The organism is Pseudomonas fluorescens (assembly GCF_000967965.1).
Classification (GTDB): domain Bacteria; phylum Pseudomonadota; class Gammaproteobacteria; order Pseudomonadales; family Pseudomonadaceae; genus Aquipseudomonas; species Aquipseudomonas grandcourensis.
Window position 1 is genome coordinate 153,447 of the sequence record NZ_LACC01000014.1, and the last position, 18,889, is coordinate 172,335.

Consider the following 18,889-nt stretch of genomic DNA (forward strand, 5'->3'; position numbering starts at 1 on the left):
GGTCAAAGCGTGCCGATGCGGTCGAGTTCTCGCTTCAGCGCATCGCGGTCAAGTTGTGCAAGAGGCAGGTCGAGGAATGCCCGGCAGCGCGTTTCGATGTGCGCCAGGGTTGAGTGGAACGCCGTCGATACCGTCGCTTCATCGCCTTTGATGTCCGATGGGTCTTCCAGGCCCCAATGAGCTTTCAGTGCCGGCCCGAAGTACACGGGGCACGCCTCGCCGGCGGCCTTGTCGCAGACCGTAATGACGATGTCCGGTGGGTTGGCTTCGAAAGCCTCATTGCCTTTGCTGCTCAAGCCGTCGATGGCGATGCCGGCCTCTTGCAACGTGCTCAGGCTGCGGGGCAGCACCTGGCCCTTGGGGAAGCTGCCGGCACTGACCGCCTCAAAACCTTCAGGGGCGAGATGGTTGAACATGGCTTCGGACAGGATGCTGCGACAGCTATTGGCGGTACACATAAACAGAACGCGCATGGTGACTCCTCTTTGCAGTCGCACAGGGTTAAACGCTCAGGCGCAGGGCCAGGGCAGACAAGGTGATGAACAGAATCGGCAGCGTCAGGACCACGCCGACCTTGAAGTAGTAACCCCAGGTAATGCGGATGCCCTTGCGCTCCAGGACATGCAGCCAGAGCAGGGTGGCCAGGCTGCCGATGGGGGTGATCTTGGGGCCCAGGTCAGAGCCGATGATATTGGCGTAGATCATGGCTTCACGCACCACACCGGTGGCGTCGCTGGCCTGAATCGACAGGGCACCCACCAGTACCGTCGGCATGTTGTTCATGCCCGATGACAGCAAGGCCGTGATCAGCCCCGTGCCCAGCGCGGCGCCCCAGATGCCGAATTCGGCCAAGCGGTTCAGGGCCATGGTCATGTAGGTTGTCAGTCCGGCGTTTTTCAGCCCGTACACCACCAGGTACATGCCCAGCGAAAAGATCACGACCTGCCAGGGCGCCTCACGCAGCACCCGTCGCGTTGAAATCACATGTCCACGCGCAGCTACGGCGAACAGCAACGCGGCACAGACCGCTGCGATGGCGCTGATGGGAATGCCCAAGGGTTCCAGGGCAAACAGCCCGACCAGCAACAGAGCCAGGACAACCCAGCCGACGCGGAAGGTCAGGGGATCACGCACGGCGCGTCGCGGATCCATCACGTCATCGAGCGAGTAGTGCCTGGGGATGTCACGCCGGAAAAACCAGTACAGCACCACGAGCGTGGTCGCCACGGCAACGAAGTTGACCGGCACCATGATGGCGGCGTACTCGCTGAAGCCCAGGTCGAAGTAGTCGGCCGAAACGATGTTGACGAGATTGGACACCACCAGAGGCAGGCTCGCCGTGTCGGCAATGAAACCGGCCGCCATGACGAACGCCAGGGTAGAGGCTGGCGAAAAACGCAGTGCGAGCAGTATTGAAACGACGATGGGGGTCAGGATCAGGGCTGCGCCGTCGTTGGCAAACAGAGCGGATACGCCGGCCCCCAGCAGTATCGTAAATACGAACAGGCGCCGCCCGTCACCCTTGGCCCAGCGCGCCACATGCAGTGCGGCCCACTGGAAAAACCCGGCCTCATCGAGCAGCAGGCTGATGATGATGAGCGAGATGAAGGTCGCGGTGGCGTTCCAGACAATGTGCCACACCAGTGGAATATCGTTCAGTGTCACGACGCCTGCCAGCAGGGCCAGGACGGCGCCCAGGGAGGCGCTCCAGCCGACGCCCAGGCCCTTGGGTTGCCAGATGACCAACACCATGGTGAGCAGGAAAATGCTAAACGCTGTAAGCATGCGAAGTCTCGATGAGTGAAGGGTCAGCAGCAGGCGGAAGTGTTGAGCGGACGGTCGCCCATCGCGGCAAGGCGAGTGCTGTCGTTCGCCAGCCAGTCGGCGTTTGCCTGCAAGGTTGTCTCGAGAACGTCGCGAACCCACGCGGGCAGATCAGGGTTGAGCCGGTAATACACCCACTGCCCCTGGCGGCGGTCGAGAAGCAGGCCGCAGCCGCGAAGCTGGGCAAGATGGCGGGAAATTTTAGGCTGACTGTCGTCCAGGGCGCAGACCAGTTCACACACGCATAACTCGCCTTCACGAGTGATGAGCAAGGTGGCCCGGGCGCGGGTTTCGTCGGACAGGCATTTGAATACGGCGGCAGGATTGAGCATTGGCGCGGCTCGATACATATGGTTATTCGAATATACGATTTTCCATATGTATTATGCAAGCCGCTCGGGCTCGAGAAGGGGAAGGCTCGGCCCGGCCAGGTTGTTCAGGTATGAGATAGACTCGAGCCAATTCGGCACAAGGCACAGCAGAGGTGATGAATGGAATCATTTAGCGTACGCGAGCTGAAAGTGACTGACACTCAAGCGTTGCTGGCTTTCGAAATCCAGAACCGTGAATGGTTCGAATCCCATATTGATGCGCGCGCGCCTTCTTTTTACTCGTTGCAGGGTGTCGCCAATCATATCGAAAGCTATTTGTCCGATTTCGCCCTCGGCGCCTGGCACCCGTTTGTCATCGAGGATTGCAGTCAGAGGATCGTCGGTCGAGCCAATCTGAAAAGCATCGACTCTTCGACGGGTTCTGCGCAGGTGGGCTATCGGATAGCTCAGCGCGCGTGTGGCCAAGGGCTGGCAACACTGGCGCTGAGGCACCTGATCCAGGAGGCACGGATGCGCTGGGGACTTTCGCAACTGGTTGCGTTTGCCTTCAAGGAAAACGCCGGCTCCAGAAAAGTACTGGATCGGTGCGGATTCAAGCTTGAGCAACCCTCCTGTAACGACAACACCGGGGGCGAAGAGCGATTCGTCCTGTCGATCAGATAACTGCTTTCAACCGTTCTGAAGGCTTGTAGCAGGTCGCGCCTGCTACTCCTGATCTTCAGGCACCTCTTTCCAGCTGTCATCCGGATCAAAGCGCTTCATCGCCAGCGCCAGTTTTTCACTATCGGGTCCGAGGTCTTTTTCGAACACCTGGCCTTCATGGCTGATCATGAAACTCATCACGCCGGTGTCGTCGTACTTCGCTGGCCAGGCGATCAGCGCAAAGCCCCGGCTCATCTTGTCGCCGATCAGGTAGCTGTAGGCACCGCCCGGTGCCGAAGGACCCTGGCCATGAAGGATGCGGAAGCGGTAGCCGTGCCACTCTTCGTCGGCAATGGCTTTGCCGAACGAAGGCCCCAACGGGCTGATCTGGCCACTGTCGTCCTCGGCCCAGTAGAGTCCGTCGTGCTTGCCGGGGCTGCTGACGATTTTCTGCGCATACTCAAGGGCGCCATCATCGTCTCGATCCACCGACGCATAGTCCATCTGGGCGTCGTGATAGGCCAGTACCGATTGCACCGCGGCAAGTTCATTGCGGCCGATTTGACGGGTACGGATTTCGGCACTGCCGGCCTTCATGTCGAAACGCCAACCGTCCGCGGCCTTGGTCATGGGGATGGGCAGCGTCCAGTTCTCACTGCCAACCGCCAGGATGGCCTTGCGGTCGCTGGTGTTTTCAATGTGGTGTTGCTCGCGGTATTGCTGCAAGAACGCATCCACATCTTCGCGCTGCACGCCTTCGCGGGGGATGTAGCTGTGCCAATCGCTGCCCAGCAGTTCGGTCAGGCGTGCCTGGTCGGAGTGTTCGGTACCCAGTGCTTCGACAAAGGCTTCTGCTGCCTTTTCTGGCGTTGGAAAGGCCTGCTGTGCCGTCGCCATGCACGACCACAACAAGCCGGCGGCTATAACCAGGACATGAGGGAGCAAACCCGTGAGTCCCTTCAATCGAGGATGGTTTTTCAACGGCGGCCCCCCCTTTGACGCGCTGGTGGATTGGACGGCCGGCTGACCTGGTGACCGGCTGAGCGCGAGGCACTGGGGCGTTGGGCGGATGCCTGGCTGGCCCGGCCACGATTGGCCTGGACGTTGGCCTGTGACGGCGAGCGTGCGCCGGCGAACGCATTGTTGCGGGCACTGCCGGCACTGGCGGCGGGCCGATTATTGGTCGCTTGGCGCGTCTGCGCGGAGCCTTCTCTGCGCTGATTCGACTGGGCGCTCTGGTTCCTCGCCTGCTGGGTCTCTCTCCTGGGTTGCTGATTCTCCCGGGTGTTTCTGGCCGTGCCCTGGCTTCTGTCCGCCGTCTTTGGTCTGTCTGCACCGGCCTGCAGCCGATCGCCGCCTGCGGTTCCGGACTGGAGTTTGCGCGTTTGATCACGGGCTTCGCGGTTGCTGGTGGCTGGTCGTTCGATACCGTGCTTGTCCATTGAGGTGCGGGCATTTTCACGGGCCTGGGTGCGTTGGGCATTGTCCCCGCGATAGGCTTCGCGCTGATTGGCTCCGTTCAGTTGCCGGCCGTACTGTGCGCGGCTCGCATTGTCCCGATAGGGCACGCCATTGCGGTGCACCGGGTTGTGCTGCCATTTGTTGTTGGTGATCCGGTTGTTGCCGTTGATGTTGTTGTAGCGATTGACGTCGATGTCGACGTCGTTATTGCCCCAGTCACATTCACCCCACAACGATCCAACGATCGCCACACCGGCACCAAACGCGAGCCCGGCCATCAGCGCCTGGCCAGGGTAATAGGCCGGTGGCGGTGGATAGTACGCGGGCGGCGACGCCGGGTAGGGCCAGGTGCCGTAGGTGGTTGTCGGGTTATACGTGGGGACGTACACCACCTGCGGATCGGCAGGCTGAATGATGATGGTGGAGTTGCTGGCCGGGGCCGCTTCAGGGGCTGGAGCCGCGTTCGTGGTCGCCGGTGCTGGCGCCGCGACATTCTGGATCGTCACGTTCTGATACTGGTTGCTCTGCAGATTGCCGGCTGCCTGTGCCTGGCGACGCAAGCGTTGCGCGCTTTCCATGAGATCGTCGGGCTGCGCCAGGAAGGCATCACCCAGGCGTTGGACCCAGACAGGGTCCTGCCCAAGCAGTGCCAGAACCTGCGGGAAGGCGACCAGTGCCTGCACGCTCGGATCCCAGGGCTGGTTCGCCACCTGTTTGACCGCATCGTCACCCTTGGCGTCCGGGTGGGCTTTGGACCAGTTGACTGCCTCGCCGACTTCCCCGGGGTAGGTGGTGGCCATCAGCACCTGTGCAAACAGTGGGTCCGGGTATAGCGCAATGGGCGCCAGCATCTGATCCAGCTGTTCCTGGGTAAACACCGGATCCTTGGTCACCGGCGCGGCGGGCGCGGTAGTGGCCGCGCTTGCCGGTGCCGGAACCGGGGCCGGTGCGGCAGCGGTCCCATCCGTACCCAGTGCCAGGCAGGACGATCCGCTCAAGAGCAGTACAGCCGACAACGCGTAAAGTAATGGATTGTGCATTGCACCCCCCATGGGGTCAGGCAGGCTTGAAATGAGTGGATCGATCCCTGGCAGGTGAAGCCGACATTGCAAGCCACAGAGCCCGGCCTCGACACCGCTTCCTAATGGTAGCAGTTGATTCGAAGAGTCAAGGCTGCCTGTAAAATTGCCCCTCGATCACTGGGCGCTGGCATCGCTTTCGTGTTCTTCGGCGAATGCCATGAACACATCCAGGTCCAGCACATCCAGCTTGATCTGGGCGATGAACGCCGAGAAGGCCAGGTTGGCGGCCAGCAGGCGCAGGTCGCTGGCCCAGGCCGGAAGATAGACCGGCCCCTTGAGCCAGCCGGATTCGAACAGGGGCGCCAGGCGCACGGTGTCACCCAGGCTGAGGCGCCCTGCAAACAAATGCCCGACCAGTTCCGGCCGGTTATCGCGAATTGCGATACGCAGCAGGGTGTGGACGCCGAGCAACCCGGTCAGGTAAGCGGCATCCTTGGTGAAGGCCGAACCACCCCGCAGGTCGGCGCCGCGGAACACCCGTTGGGTTGAACGGAAGGATTCCTCTTCTGTCTGACCGGCCGCCAGAAAACCTTCGAACACCTGGATGAAATCGGCACCCTCCAGCGCCTGCTGGACGGCGAGCACGCGCAGGGCCAGGCGACGCAGGCGATTGATGTCCATGCTGCCGGTGAACAGTTCGGCCAGGGTGGCAATGCCTTCCTGGGTCTGGGTCGTGCGGGGCGCCCCCAGGCCCAGGCTTGTGAGGTTGGGCTGGCGCGCGCCGTTCTGTGCCGTGGCGACATGCACGAAGGCCTCGTGTTGCAACAGCTGTTGCTTGTCCAGCTCCGAGAACAGCGCGCTGGCCCGCAGGCGAATGCGGCTCGATCCGGCGATGGCCTTGGCGGCCAGGTTCGGATCGAGCACGACCGTGATCTGCCCGACGCCGAAGAAGCGGTCCAGTTCCGGTTGAATCCAGGCGGCGAACGCCTTGGCCGGGATCTCGGCCGGGCAGGGTGGAATCCGCGCACCGCCCAGCAGGGCGTCGGTGGTCTTGAGGAAGAACCGGGCCGCGTCGAGCATGCTCAGTTGCAGGCGTGTGTAATAGAAATCCGGGCGCCGGTACAGCGCCGACGAATACTGGGTAAAGGCGGGAGTGCCAATGGCCCCCAGCATGTGCCCGGCCGTGGCATAGCTACGGGCGGTCATGGCCAGGTAATTCCCGGCCGGATGCCCCACATCGCATTGACTGATAAAGGTTTCCAGGGCGGCGATGTCGGCGCTGTGGTCGCGAGGCTGCAACTCGACCCTGGGTAATTCGGCACGCCCGCCGCGCCATTTCGCCAGGAAGTCTTCCTCGACGCCATCGGGCCAGGACAGGGCATCGAGCACGCGGATCTTGCGGGTCAAGCCGGGTAGGGCGGCATCGAGTTCGGACAGGTCGGCGGCGCTCATGGAGTTCTCCTTGAGGGACGAAGTGACGTTACAAAAGCTTAGTCGTCTCGCGCGGTTGTGTGTCGATCCGGGACTACTCCATGACCGCTGCCGGTTCTTCATGTGCCTGGGTTTTTGGGGTCTTGATAATCAGCAACAACGGCATGACCGCCAGTGACAGCAGCATCAGCAGCTTGAAGTCATCCACGTAGGCGATCCAGCTGGCCTGCACGTTGACCAGCGCGTCCAGGGTGGCGCGGCCGGAGGCGGCCATCGGGTCCAGGTAGCTCTTGATCGACCCTGCGTCGAAGGCCCGGTTGAAGGGCGTGATGTAGGCACCGATCTGTTCGTGGTTGGCCTGGATGTTCTGGGTGAGCAGCACGGTCACGATGGAGATCCCGACACTGGAACCGACATTTCGCGACAGGCTGTAAAGCCCGGTGCCTTCGGCGCGCAAGGAGGCGGGCAGGGTCGCGAAGGCAACCGTGGTCAGTGGCACAAACAGCATGCCCAGGCTGGTGCCCTGGATGAAGCCGACCCAGATGACGGTCTGCATCGACACGTCAGGCGTCCAGCCGGTCATCAGCCCCATCGACAGCGCCGACAAGCCCAGGCCCGACAACAATAAAAGGCGGGTATCGACCTTGCCCAACAGTCGGCCGGCGAGGAACATGGTCAGCATCGTGCCCAGGCCACGGGGGCCCATCACCATGCCGGCGGTCAGCACCGGATAGCCCATCAGGGTTTGCAGGTAGGGGGTCATCAGCGCCAGTGAGGCCAGGTAGGTGATGCCGACGATGAAGATAAAGACGACGCTGATCGCAAAGTTGCGATCCTTGAACAGCTTCGGGCTGATAAAGGGACTGTCGGTGGTGAAGGTGTGGACCAGGAACACGTACAGGGCGACAGCGGCCACTATCGCTTCGACGAGGATTTCACCGGAAGCGAACCAGCCCAGCTGCTCGCCCCGGTCCAGAAACAGTTGCAGGGCCATGATCGCCACGCTCAGCGAACCGAAGCCGAGCCAGTCCAGGCGGGTCGAGGTGTCGGTGGTGGTTTCGCTGACGTAATAGACGATCCCGGCCAGCGCCAGCAAACCAATGGGCAAATTGATGAAGAACACCCAGCGCCAGCTGAAACTCTCGGTCAGCCAGCCGCCAAGCATCGGCCCCAGTACGGGGCCGACCATGACCGATACGCCGAACAGCGCCATGGCGGAGCCGCGTTCCTTGAGGCTGTAGATGTCCAGCAGAATGCCCTGGGACAGAGGCACCAGCGCCGCGCCCGCCAGGCCCTGCAGCAGGCGGGCGAGGATGATTTCTTCCAGCGACTGCGCCAGGCCGCAAAGGATCGACGAGACCACAAAGCCGACAATCGCCCACAGCAGCACGCGTTTGCGCCCGAAGCGCCTGGCCAGAAAGGCGGACGGCGGCGTCATGATTGCCGCGGCGACGATATAGGACGTCAGCACCCAGTTGATCTGGTCCGAACTGGCCGAGATGCTGCCTTGCATGTAGGGCAGGGCGACGTTGGCGATGGTGGTGTCGAGCGCTTGCATGATCACCGCGAGCACGACGCAAGCGGTGATCATCCCGCGATGGGCCACCGCTTCGGTCGGTGCCGGGTTATTCATGGGCCAGAGCCGGGGCCGGGGCCTTGCTCGCCAGCAGCCCCGAGAACAGGTGCGGCAGGCCACGGGCCGAGCCGGTGTCGATCTCGGCCTGCACGCTCATGCCGGTGCGCAGCGGTGGTTTTTCTCCGGCGTCATCGATGCTGATGCGTACGGGAATCCGTTGCACGACCTTGACCCAGTTGCCCGTGGTGTTTTGCGCGGGCAGCAACGAGAAGCTCGAACCCGACGCCGGGCTGATGCTGTCGACGGTGCCGTGCCACTGCACGCCGGGGTAGCTGTCGACGCTGATCTCGACGGACTGACCGGGCTTCATGTGGGTCAGTTCGGTTTCCTTCGGCGACGCCGCGACCCACAGGTGTTCGGCCGACACCAGGCTGATGCCCGATTGGGGTGGTTGCAGGTAGGAGCCGACTTGCAACGAATCAACGTTGGTCACGACACCGTCAAACGCAGCCCTGACCACCGAGTTGTCCAGGTTGCGCTGTGCTTCGTCGACAGCGGCCCGGGCGATCAGATACGTGGACTGTTGTTCGACGGGGGTTTCGATACTTCCGCCCAGTTGCGCCAGCACCATTTGCGCAGTGGCCCTGGCCACGGTGATTTTTTGCCGGGTGCTGTCCAGCGCATGCTTGGCATCGTCGTAGTTGGTTCTGGAAACCGCAGAGACGCTGAGCAGGGTTTGCTGGCGCTGGAAGCTGGCCTGGTAGTAGGCGAGGTCGATTTGCGCCTGGTCGATTTCGGCCTGCGCTTGCCTGTAATTGGCCTGGAGATTGAGGATCTGGTTGCGCACATTGCTCAACTGCGCCCTGGCACTGGCCAACGCAATCTCAAAGGGCTCCGGCTTGAGGGTGAACAGGACCTGGCCCTTGACCACCCGCTGGTTGTCATTGACCTCAACCGAGGCGACCAGCCCCGAGACATCGGTGGAGACACCGACATGATCGGCCTGGATGTAGGCATTGTCGGTGGAAATGACCTGCCCGCCCGAGACATACAGATAGCCGCCGAGCACCAGCGCGATGGGTAGCAAGGCGAAGAGCGTGGTGCGCACGAGTTGCCGTCTCTCAATCATGACGATGCTCCTGTTCTTCAACGGGAAGACTGCAAGCTTCGATCAGGTTGGACCTCATCCGCTTCATCATCTGCAGCAGCAGTTGTTCCTCCTCGGCAGAGAATCCGCGCGTGGCTTCCTGGCGAGTCACTCGGCCCATGTCACGCATGAGTTGCAGTAGCGGATGAGCCTGCTCCGTCAAAAACAGCAGGGACAGGCGTCGATCCGTAGGGTGGCGACGTCGCTCGACCAAACCGCGTTCGGCCATCTTGTCCAGCAGACGCACGAGGGTGATCGACTCCAACTCCAGTAAGTCAGCGAGCCCTTTTTGATGAATGCCCTCGTTGGTCGACAGCATGGCCAGCACCTGCCACTGCGAGCGGGTGAGGCCGACATGCCGCGCGCGTTGTTCAAACCGCTTGCGCATCAGCCGGGCGCTGTCATGCAGGGCAAAACCAAGGGTCAATGCGTCGGTCATGGTGAAATCTGCTGCGGAGGAGTTAGCTCATCATAGTTGAGCTTGTGATTAGTCAGCTATCTATATTTGCGGAATTATTCAGGTGAATCGATTCTCCCCGTGAACCTGCCTTTCGACCGGTAAACCCGGCCTCAGAGCAGACTCCACGACACCCCGACGTACATCGCCATGCCCTCGCCAGGGGTGGAGCGTGCCGCGTCCAGGCCTTTGTCGTCGTAGCCCGGCGTGACCGTGGCGGCATAGTGCTTGTCGGTCAGGTTGCGCAGGTCCAGCCAGGTCTGCCAGTCGCCCTTGGGCGCGTTGTAGCCCAGTGTGGCGCCGAATATGGCGTAGGGATCGGCGTAGTAGCTGTTGGCGTAATCGACCGCCACCTTGGACACCCATTGCGTGTTGACCGCGGCGAAAAAGCCTTGTGGCCAGTCGTAGCGCAGTTCGCCCTGGTAATAGTGCATCGGCAGGCCCGGCAGGCGGTTGTCGCCGAAGCGCTCATCGTCGCGGTAGTGGAAGTCACTGAAGGTATAGCTCTGGCGCAGGCTCAACAGGCCGCCATCGTCCGGCGACCAGAGGGGGCTCAGCAGGCTGGCTTCCACGCCCTGGTGCACGGTAGGGCTGGCGTTGAGTTCGTAGGGCGTGGTGGCGTTGGCGTCCGGCAGCACCGACAGCAATTCGTGGCGCACCTGGGCGTAGTACCAGGCCAGGCTCCACTGCCCCAGCGTGCTGTCACCGCGGCCGCCGATCTCCAGGGTGGTGGCGGTCTGGTTTTGCAGCGTGACCGGTTCGCGCTGGGCGCCCGTGGCAACGCCGCTGCCTGCGGGGAATCGGATGTTCGAGCTATAGATCAGCGACCACGGGTGCGGTGCCTCGACCGAGCGGCTGAGATTGCCGAACAGTTGCAGGTCCGGAGTCAGTTGGTAGCGCAGACCCACGCGCGGGGCGTAGTCCCAGTCGTGCAGGCTGGTCTTGCCACCACTTTGCGGGTAGGTGACATCGCTTTCACGGCGGGTGTAGATCGCGGCGAGGCCGGTGGTCAGCCACAGGTCGTCGGCGATCTCCAGGTCATTGCCGGCATGCAGGACCGTGTCCGAGCCCTGGTAGGTGAAGTTGCGGATCAGCGTGCCCGGTGCGTAACCGGCGGTGTTGCCGGTGGGGATGCGCACGAACTCGCTGGCACCGGCGTTGGGCAGGTGCTTGGTCATTCGCAGGCCCAGGGTGCTTTGGCTTTGCAGACCCCAGAGCGTGTCGCGACGCTTGTAGTCGAACGTGCCGCTGACGTCCGTGTACGCCACCTTCAGGCGGTTGGGGCCCTCGCTCAAGTCCATGGGATAGTCGTGGTAGACCAGGCCGGTCTGGATGCTCGAATCGTCATCGATGTAGTAGGTGGTCTTGTTGCCGATAAAGGTGCTGCCCGGTTCGTCGCGGTGGTCGTCCCGCGCCACATAGGCCGGGTTGGCCGCCCGTGGGTCATGCTCGATGGAGTGCTTGGTCACGCGTCCCGCGAGGTCGTTGTCGGTCTGGCGGTGGCGCAGGTAGAAGCGTGTTTCAAGGTTCGGGTTGAAGCGATAACCGAAGTTGGCGATGACCCCCTGGCTCTCGCTGGCCGTGTGGTCCTGGTAACCGTCGGCGTTGGCGTCGGTCATGGCCACGTAGTAATCGAAGTCACCCAGCACCTGTCCGGAGCTGACCTGACGCTGCTGATAGCCGTGACTGCCCATTGCGTAGCGTACCTGCAACTTCGGCGCGTCGTAGCCGGTATGGCTGACGTAATCGATGGCCCCGCCCAGGGCCAGGGCGCCCCAGTCGAAACCGTTGGCGCCGCGCAGCACTTCCACATGGTCGAGCCACAGCGGTTCCAGCAATTCGTAGGGCGTGCCGCCGGGGCCGGTCAGCGGCAGCCCGTCGAGCAGGGTGTACAGCCCCGAGGCATGGGCACCCGGTGCGCGGTTGATACCTGACCCGCGGATCGAGATTTTCACCCCTTCGTTACCCGCCGACTGGGCATAGATCCCCGGCTGGTAAGCCAGCACATCCTGGTTGCTGGCCACGCGGCCTTGCAACGGGCGGCGCATGTCGACCACGTTGGTGCCGCCGGGCACTTGGGCCAGCCGGGCCCTGGCGTCCTCGATCCCCTGATCTTCGTCGCTCTGGTCCTCGGCGCCAATCAGCACCTGTCCCAGCTCCAGGCCCTGAGCCTCGGTCATGGCCGGACAAACAAGGGCCAGGCCCAGCAGCGCAGCGGGCAAGGAATGAGGCGAGGGCATTGGGGAAACTCCAGACGTACGGAAACGGGCAATGAACAGTGCGACGCAAGAAGGAACGGAGGGAGCACATGGCAATTTTGTTATTTTTTGCCCGCCAAGGGCTGGCGGCTATCGGTTCAGCAGCGGTGCCAGCAATGCACACATACCGCGCCAGTGCGAACCTTCCCAGTAAACCCGTTGGCAGGCGTCGCAGCGCAGGAAGTGCGAATAGAGGGCGCCAATGCGTGGCGGCACCTGCGTGCGGGCCAGTTCCAGGCTGATCTCGTGCAGCGGCAGGTTGCAATGAAGGCACAGGCTGAATGGCCGCGCACTACGCGCCAGGTCGAGGCGCTCGTACAATTCGCGCAGCTGCAGCGACGGTTTCAGGGCATGCACATAACAGCCGTGGCTGATGATTCGCCGCTTGAGCAGTTCGCGGTCGCGGGTCAGCACGATGCGCCCTTGCTGCGCAGCGATCTCGGCGATCTCGCCATCCTCGAAGCCATTGTCGTAGAGAGTGTCGAAGCCGCTCATGCGCAGCAGGCTGGCCAGCCCGCCAAGGTGTGCATCAGCGACGAAACGCAGCACCCGTAAAGGTTGCGCGCGAACCTTCAGCAGCGGGCTGATGTCCAGCGCTTCGAACTTGGGATACACCGCCAACCGGTCACTGTCGAGGATCACCCGCTCCAGGCCCACCGACTCGCCGTTGAGCAGCACCAGTTCGACCTCGGTGTGCGGCACTCCGAGCGCCTCGATCATGTGCTTGACCGTGGCCCCTTGCGCGCACTGGCAGGTGAAGGGCTGCCGCCGTCGTTCGGCCGGCAGGAAATCGTTGAGCTCATCAAAGAAGCGGAAAGTTGCACTGGTCATGTTGAACAGTATGGCAGGGCTGCGGGGGGAGCGTTCCTGGTCGGGACATCTACTGATGTCACCCCTGATCTTGAAGATATTGAATGACCGTTGTTGGCTGATTGCTGCCTGTCACGACCGGTTGAATCCACTACCCATAGCAGTCAATCACCCAAGGCGCTACGCTCGCAGGCACGCTCCTTCAGGTACTGACAATTACGACATGAAACGCATACTTGATCGTTTACGCGTCTGGGCCAGAAAGCTAAAACGGCAAACCATGGTTCTCTGGTTTTGCTATCAGCATCCGCAGACACCCTGGTTACCCAAATGGATTTCGGTTTTTGTCGTGGCGTATGCGCTGAGTCCAATCGACCTCATTCCTGATTTCATTCCTGTGCTTGGATACTTGGACGACGTGATCATCTTGCCGCTTGGCATTCTGCTCGCTATTCGCTTGATGCCTGTGCAGGTGCTCGAGGAGTGTCAGGTCAAAGCGAGTGAGTGGGAGAAAAGCCAAGTGAGGCCGCCAGCGAACAGGTTTGCTGCGGTAATCGTTGTATTTGTTTGGTTCGTTGCTGCGGGGATTTTGGGGGCTTACTTTCTTTGAATAGAAGTCGCGTCCCCATGACCGCTTCTGGCCGTTTGTTGCCTGTCACGAAAGGCAGCCACCAAGCCAGGCAGACTCACGGCGACAACCCTTGTTTTCTCAATAATCACAATGATCCCAGCATGCTCCACGTACTGACGCCTGCCATTCGCGATTACATTGCTGCAATCAGTGCATTAATGTCCTGCAATCACCCCATCTTGTTCATCAGCAGGTCAGTTCTCACACTGAGGCCACTTGTTTGATAGCGGCTTCTGACTGAAGGAGAAATGACCATGGTATCTGCGATCCGGTTTAACCAGTTCGGCAACCCTGAAGTACTCAACCTGGAGACGTTGAGCGAACAAACGCCAGGCCAGGGCGAGGTCTGGCTTGAGCAAGAGGCTGTAGGTGTCAACTTTATCGACGTTACCCAGCGCAAGGGGGCGGTGCCCATAGCGTTGCCATCCGGGCTTGGGCTGGAAGGCGCTGGGCGTGTCGCAGTTGTGGGGGCGGGTGTCAGTAACGTACGAGTAGGGGATCGCGTGGCCTATGTCACCGGCCCTATCGGTTCCTATGCTTCGGCCCGGATTTATCCGGCAGAGCGGCTGGTCAAAATTCCGGATTCGCTGTCGTTCGATGATGTCGCAGCCGTCATGTTCAAGGGCATCACTGCGCAGTACCTTTTGAAAACCACCTATCCCGTAGGGCCCGGCACAACCATGCTCCTCTACGGTGTGGCTGGAGGACTGGGGGAAATCATGGTGCCGTGGGCAAAACACTTGGGTGCCACCGTGATCGGCGTGGTTTCAAAGCAGGCCAGTGTCGAGAAAGCCCAGGCGTCGGGATGCGATGAAGTGCTGGTGTTCGATGCTGACAACCTGGCTTGCGAAGTCGCTCGTATCACCGAGGGTAAAATGGTCGACGTCGTCTATGACCCGATAGGGCGAGTTTCTTTCCAGGCATCCCTGGATTGCTTGCGACCACGGGGTCTGATGGTATCGTTTGGCGCTTCATCGGGTGCGCCGTCAGCCGTGGAGTTGTCGACACTCAATGCCAAAGGCTCTCTGTTCCTCACTCGTCCTTCGTTGGCAGCCCATACGGCGAGCGCTTCCGAGTACCAGGAGCGAGCACAGGATGTGTTGGCCGCCATCGGTGCGGGTATTATCAAACCTTCGGTCCGGGCAAGCTACTCTCTGGCGGATGCAGCATTGGCGCATGCGGACCTGGAGTCGGGGCGTTCATCGGGGGCGATCATTTTAAAACCATGAATCTTGATGTTCTGAACAATCAGCACAGTGACGAAATCGCTGCGTTTCTGGCCGTGGCCTCGCAAGGCTCATTTGTCGGGGCTGGCCGGCTATTGCAGCGACACCCAACCGTCGTCTCAAAGCGACTCGCCGCAATGGAAAAACGCCTCGGCGTTCGGCTCGTGGAGCGCTCCACCCGGCAGGTTCGAATGACTGAAACAGGCGCCAGGTTGGAGCAGCGCCTGCGCTCGGCCATCGAATTGATGAATGAAGCGCAGCAGCAAGCGTCCGAGGGCGCCAGCGAAATCCGCGGTACGTTGCGCCTTGCATTGCCGGCAGCCATGGGCAGGCGTTGGCTTGGCCCGATGCTGCCGGAGTTTCTCAAGGCTCATCCGCATGTCTCGATCCTTGCAGACTACAGCGAGCGTCTGGTCGACATCATCGATGAAGGTTTTGACGCGGCGATCCGAATCGGAGAGTTGGAAGACAGCCGGTTGATCGCCAAAAAACTGAGTGACCATCGCCGGATACTCTGTGCCTCGCCTGCTTATATCAGGCAGCACGGCATGCCCGAAACGCCACAGGACCTGATCAGGCACAACTGCCTTCGCTTCAGCGGCCTTGCGTCTTTTCCCCAGTGGAGACTCCATCGCGGCAATGAGCTGCAGACGATTTCTCCCAAAGGAAACCTGACGGCCAATGACAGCGAATCATTACTGGCAGCGGCCCGCGCCGATGCGGGAATACTGGGGGCAGGTGACTGGTTGATGAGTCGTGATATTGCTGCCGGGAGGCTGTTGCATGTCCTTCCCGACTGGCAATTGGATTCCGCCGGTGGGGTCTATCTGGTCAGGCCATCGGCCAGGTTTCCGGGCGCGGTGGTCGTCGCCTTCAAACAATGGATCGAGTCAAAGTTCATCCCCGCGCCCCCATGGGACATTTGACCGGTTGACCTTCAGTTCCGAACTGACCGACACATGGCTGCCGGTCATGTGTGTTTACAAAATCAGGTGGTGATTCACTTTTTCCATTGGATCAAAGCCAATACAGGGTAGCTGCGGACCACAGCCAGCCGATGCAGAGGGTGATAGCAAGGTAGATCGCCACAATCATCAGAGGCTGATTCCACATGACACACCTCCCATAACCGCTTTTTTTACAGGGGGGGCCTGGTAAATGGGCGCTCGCACGAGCAATACCGCAATCATCAAGCCATTTGAGTGAAAGACGCATTTGTCAGAACACTCCAAGGGTGAACTCCATCGCCAGTACAGCGGACAACGCCAGCGTCATCACCAACACAATAAACATCAGACTCAACTCAGCGAGCTGCTTATAAAGTGGCATCGGCCGTTTCGTGATTCGAGCCATTGATCTATTAGTGGAAGCCATCACCCCATCCTCACGTTTGCGTGGAACACGCACCACAGGCTTGACCTGGGCAACAAGGCGATGGAACTGCATGGTGGTGTCGCTCGTTTCATTTTTCACCCCTCGCGTCATGCCTAATCTGGCGAGCCCCGCCGTTTCCATGATGTCCGGGACGACAGCTGTTGCGGGTATCAGGTGCGGTGCAACTAATGAGCCATTTCAATAGAGCGAAGAAAAAACTCAAATGAATTAACAAGCTGCGTCTGAGGGTTTCAAGCGAGAAAAGGGGGGAGGGGGAATGTTCCTCAAATTTGGTGGCAAACGACTGGTTGGGTGGGTGTAGTACCCCATTTATGGAGAGAGTCGCGGCCCTGTTTCACCGATCGCTTTTGGCAGGGGCTACTTGCCCCTGAGGCAAGGTGGATATAACGGGGCGGGAAGGGCCGCTTCTGTCTGTAGTTTCAATCGGTCGAAGCAACACACCGAATTCTGTTTAAAAGACCAGTGAGTTTTCGGCACCGCACATTACCCCGCGGAGAAACTCCGATGCCGGGAATTAAGTAACCGCTACTCAAGCAGTTGATCAATCAACACCGCGTTGGTGTAGATCAAACTGCCGTCACTCGCTCGGTGCCCGACCAGATGAAACTGACCGCGCTCGTCGTGCAAATAGACACGCATCTGGCAGTCGGACAAGGGGGCGTATCCCTCGGGCATGATCAAGTCCATCGAGTCCATATCGACATCGACCATGGCTTCACGCTCGTGGGTCTTCTGCAAGCGCTCTTCGGCCTGCTCCAGACGGACATGCAGAGGTCCGTCGACGTAGAAATGGACTTCCCCCATCGGGGTGGACTTTTGGGCGCCGCTGGTTTTGCACCAGCCTTCGATCGTCAGGGCACTCATGACGAAACCTCCCATGTGGATTGTTGGAATCGGTAGCTATCGTTGCTTCTCAATGCCTTCACTTATGTTTGATGACTGCACAAGGGCAGGGTTCGACTTTTGGCGCCGCTTCTGGCCAATCCCTGGTGTCCGTCATCAAAAATTCAGTATAGCCGGTCGCCGGGCCTCACCTGCCAACCTCACGGTAAACCGGATGGGCTCTATACTTCCTACTGACTTTGCCGCCCGGATGGGTGGTATTTGTCTGCCCTGCTTGGACGTCAGTGGCGATGCGTTTGCATAACCAATGAACAACAGGAATAGGATGAAGAGGAAATGGCAGTAGCAATTATCCTGATACTAATCGTTATTGCATCAGTGCTATTCCACATACTTGCGCCTTGGCAGGCGACACCGGCGGCTTCCAACTGGGGGTCCATAGACACCACCCTGTTCATCACCTTGATCATCAGCGGAATATTTTTCATTGCCATCACGGTATTCATGGCAGTAGCGGTGATGCGGTATCGTCACAAGGAGGGTGCCAGGGCGGCCTACCAGCCAGAAAATAAAAAGCTGGAACTATGGTTGATTATCGTTACCTCGATTGGTATTGCCGGGATGTTGGCGCCAGGGCTGGTTGTCTACAACGATTTCGTCCGGGTGCCTAAAGAGGCTTACGAACTTGAAGTAATCGCCCAGCAGTGGCAGTGGGCCTTTCGTTTTCCCGGCCAGGACGGGAAGTTGGGCAAGTCGGATATCAAGTTTGTTGATTCCGCCAACCCCCTCGGCCTTGATCCCAAGGATCCTGCAGGGCAGGACGATGTGCTTGTAATGAATAATGAAGTTCGCCTTCCGCTCGATCGGCCGGTGAAAGTCTTGCTGCGCGCTAAAGATGTCCTGCACGATTTCTATGTGCCGCAAATTCGCAGCAAGATGGATATGGTGCCAGGGATGGTGTCGTACTTTTGGTTTACGCCGACTAAAACCGGAAAATACGAAGTCCTTTGCGCTGAATACTGTGGCGTAGGTCATTACAACATGCGCGGCCATATGATCGTGGAAGAGCAGGGCGTCTTCGATCAATGGCTCAAAGGTCAGCCGACTTTTGCGCAGACATTGACGACAGCTGCCAAACCCGGTCGAGACAGCGTGCTGGAAAAAGGCCGCCAGTTGGTCGAACAACTCGGCTGCAAGGCCTGCCATAGCCAGGATGGCGGTGCCAGTCTCGGACCGGGATGGAAGGGGTTGTACGGCCGCACTGAACAGCTTGCCGATGGCACCCGTGTGCAGGTCGACGAGGCCTACCTGAAAGAGTCGATTCTCGATCCGAAGGCCCGACTGGTACAGGGCTACCCGCCGGTCATGGTGGCCTATACTCTCAAGGACGATGAGCTGGGTGCTGTCATCGCCCTGATCAAATCACTGGGTGCTGCGGGGCAAGTCGATGAACCTTCGACCGGCGAAGCGTCGAGCCCGGGTGAAGACCTGGTGGCGCAGGGACAGCGACTGGCCGGGTCGCTCGGCTGTCTGGCCTGCCACAGTGTCGATGGCAACAAGGGAGTCGGCCCCAGCTGGCTGGGCCTGTATGGCAAGACGGAAACCTTTGCCGACGATACGAGCGTAAAGGTCGATGAGGGCTATATCAGAGATTCGGTTCTTCATCCCAATGCCAAAATCGTCAAGGGCTATGCAGCTGTCATGCCGGCCCTGGCTCCGAGTGACAAGGAGCTGGATGCACTGATCGCTTTTATCAAATCCAAAGCGAATGCTGACGCTGATTCGAACAAGGCGGAGCCAGGGAAGTAGCCGTAAAACAGCCAGGAATACACTG

18 protein-coding genes are annotated in these 18,889 nt (G+C 60.3%); 5 read left to right on the forward strand and 13 right to left on the reverse strand.

Annotated features, from left to right (window positions below; translation table 11 throughout):
* Positions 1 to 2: 2 nt before the first annotated feature.
* From VC35_RS12850 to VC35_RS12860, 3 genes are read right to left on the reverse strand one after another with little or no spacing between them, the layout of a single operon-like run.
* Positions 3 to 473, reverse strand: coding sequence for an arsenate reductase ArsC (locus VC35_RS12850; RefSeq protein ID WP_046040461.1), 471 nt, complete (start codon positions 471 to 473; stop codon positions 3 to 5).
* Between the two features lie 28 nt (positions 474 to 501).
* Positions 502 to 1,785, reverse strand: coding sequence for an arsenic transporter (locus tag VC35_RS12855; RefSeq protein ID WP_046040462.1), 1,284 nt, complete (start codon positions 1,783 to 1,785; stop codon positions 502 to 504).
* Between the two features lie 23 nt (positions 1,786 to 1,808).
* The gene (locus tag VC35_RS12860) at positions 1,809 to 2,156 is read right to left on the reverse strand and encodes a metalloregulator ArsR/SmtB family transcription factor (RefSeq protein WP_046040463.1); all 348 of its coding nucleotides are present in this window, start codon (positions 2,154 to 2,156) and stop codon (positions 1,809 to 1,811) included.
* A gap of 159 nt (positions 2,157 to 2,315) precedes the next feature.
* Between VC35_RS12860 and VC35_RS12865 the strand changes: the two genes are divergently transcribed.
* Complete coding sequence (locus tag VC35_RS12865; RefSeq protein WP_046040464.1) at positions 2,316 to 2,819, forward strand: GNAT family N-acetyltransferase; 504 nt, start codon at positions 2,316 to 2,318, stop codon at positions 2,817 to 2,819.
* A gap of 42 nt (positions 2,820 to 2,861) precedes the next feature.
* Here the strand turns inward: VC35_RS12865 and VC35_RS12870 are convergent, their stop codons facing one another.
* From VC35_RS12870 to VC35_RS12905, 8 genes are all read right to left on the reverse strand, one after another.
* Positions 2,862 to 3,695 carry a DUF2950 domain-containing protein gene (locus VC35_RS12870; protein ID WP_046040465.1) on the reverse strand — a complete coding sequence of 278 codons (834 nt, stop codon included), beginning with the start codon at positions 3,693 to 3,695 and terminating at the stop codon, positions 2,862 to 2,864.
* A gap of 80 nt (positions 3,696 to 3,775) precedes the next feature.
* A complete protein-coding gene (locus tag VC35_RS12875) occupies positions 3,776 to 5,299 on the reverse strand; it encodes a DUF3300 domain-containing protein (RefSeq protein ID WP_046040467.1) in 1,524 nt (507 codons plus the stop codon).
* Between the two features lie 156 nt (positions 5,300 to 5,455).
* Positions 5,456 to 6,733, reverse strand: coding sequence for a peptidase MATCAP family protein (locus tag VC35_RS12880; RefSeq protein WP_046040469.1), 1,278 nt, complete (start codon positions 6,731 to 6,733; stop codon positions 5,456 to 5,458).
* 73 nt (positions 6,734 to 6,806) lie between these two features.
* Positions 6,807 to 8,345: a DHA2 family efflux MFS transporter permease subunit gene (locus tag VC35_RS12885; RefSeq protein WP_046040471.1), complete on the reverse strand. Its 1,539-nt coding sequence runs from the start codon at positions 8,343 to 8,345 to the stop codon at positions 6,807 to 6,809.
* On the reverse strand, positions 8,338 to 9,417 hold the full coding sequence (locus VC35_RS12890) for an HlyD family secretion protein (RefSeq protein ID WP_052960558.1): 1,080 nt from the start codon (positions 9,415 to 9,417) through the stop codon (positions 8,338 to 8,340). Before VC35_RS12890 ends, VC35_RS12885 begins: the two co-directional genes overlap by 8 nt.
* Positions 9,410 to 9,874 carry a MarR family winged helix-turn-helix transcriptional regulator gene (locus VC35_RS12895; RefSeq protein WP_046040473.1) on the reverse strand — a complete coding sequence of 155 codons (465 nt, stop codon included), beginning with the start codon at positions 9,872 to 9,874 and terminating at the stop codon, positions 9,410 to 9,412. Before VC35_RS12895 ends, VC35_RS12890 begins: the two co-directional genes overlap by 8 nt.
* A 131-nt stretch (positions 9,875 to 10,005) precedes the next feature.
* Positions 10,006 to 12,132, reverse strand: a complete 2,127-nt coding sequence (locus tag VC35_RS12900; protein WP_046040474.1) for a TonB-dependent receptor family protein — start codon at positions 12,130 to 12,132, stop codon at positions 10,006 to 10,008.
* A 108-nt stretch (positions 12,133 to 12,240) separates the two neighbouring features.
* Complete coding sequence (locus VC35_RS12905; protein WP_046040476.1) at positions 12,241 to 12,981, reverse strand: Mut7-C RNAse domain-containing protein; 741 nt, start codon at positions 12,979 to 12,981, stop codon at positions 12,241 to 12,243.
* 55 nt (positions 12,982 to 13,036) lie between these two features.
* On the opposite strand from VC35_RS12905, the gene VC35_RS12910 reads away from it, so the two are divergent.
* The 3 genes from VC35_RS12910 to VC35_RS12920 all read left to right on the forward strand — a co-directional run bounded on the left by VC35_RS12910 (position 13,037) and on the right by VC35_RS12920 (position 15,743).
* Positions 13,037 to 13,570, forward strand: coding sequence for a YkvA family protein (locus tag VC35_RS12910; RefSeq protein ID WP_404942356.1), 534 nt, complete (start codon positions 13,037 to 13,039; stop codon positions 13,568 to 13,570).
* Between the two features lie 275 nt (positions 13,571 to 13,845).
* Positions 13,846 to 14,820, forward strand: a complete 975-nt coding sequence (locus tag VC35_RS12915; RefSeq protein ID WP_046040479.1) for a quinone oxidoreductase family protein — start codon at positions 13,846 to 13,848, stop codon at positions 14,818 to 14,820.
* Positions 14,817 to 15,743: a LysR family transcriptional regulator gene (locus VC35_RS12920; RefSeq protein WP_046040480.1), complete on the forward strand. Its 927-nt coding sequence runs from the start codon at positions 14,817 to 14,819 to the stop codon at positions 15,741 to 15,743. The genes VC35_RS12915 and VC35_RS12920 overlap by 4 nt, the downstream gene beginning before the upstream one ends.
* Positions 15,744 to 16,035: 292 nt before the next feature.
* On the opposite strand, the gene VC35_RS12925 is transcribed toward VC35_RS12920, so the two are convergent.
* Positions 16,036 to 16,290 carry a hypothetical protein gene (locus tag VC35_RS12925; protein WP_185754777.1) on the reverse strand — a complete coding sequence of 85 codons (255 nt, stop codon included), beginning with the start codon at positions 16,288 to 16,290 and terminating at the stop codon, positions 16,036 to 16,038.
* A 447-nt stretch (positions 16,291 to 16,737) separates the two neighbouring features.
* Positions 16,738 to 17,076, reverse strand: a complete 339-nt coding sequence (locus VC35_RS12930) for a hypothetical protein (RefSeq protein WP_046040518.1) — start codon at positions 17,074 to 17,076, stop codon at positions 16,738 to 16,740.
* Positions 17,077 to 17,391: 315 nt separating this feature from the next.
* On the opposite strand from VC35_RS12930, the gene VC35_RS12935 reads away from it, so the two are divergent.
* On the forward strand, positions 17,392 to 18,864 hold the full coding sequence (locus VC35_RS12935) for a cytochrome c oxidase subunit II (protein ID WP_046040482.1): 1,473 nt from the start codon (positions 17,392 to 17,394) through the stop codon (positions 18,862 to 18,864).
* Positions 18,865 to 18,889 lie beyond the last annotated feature (25 nt).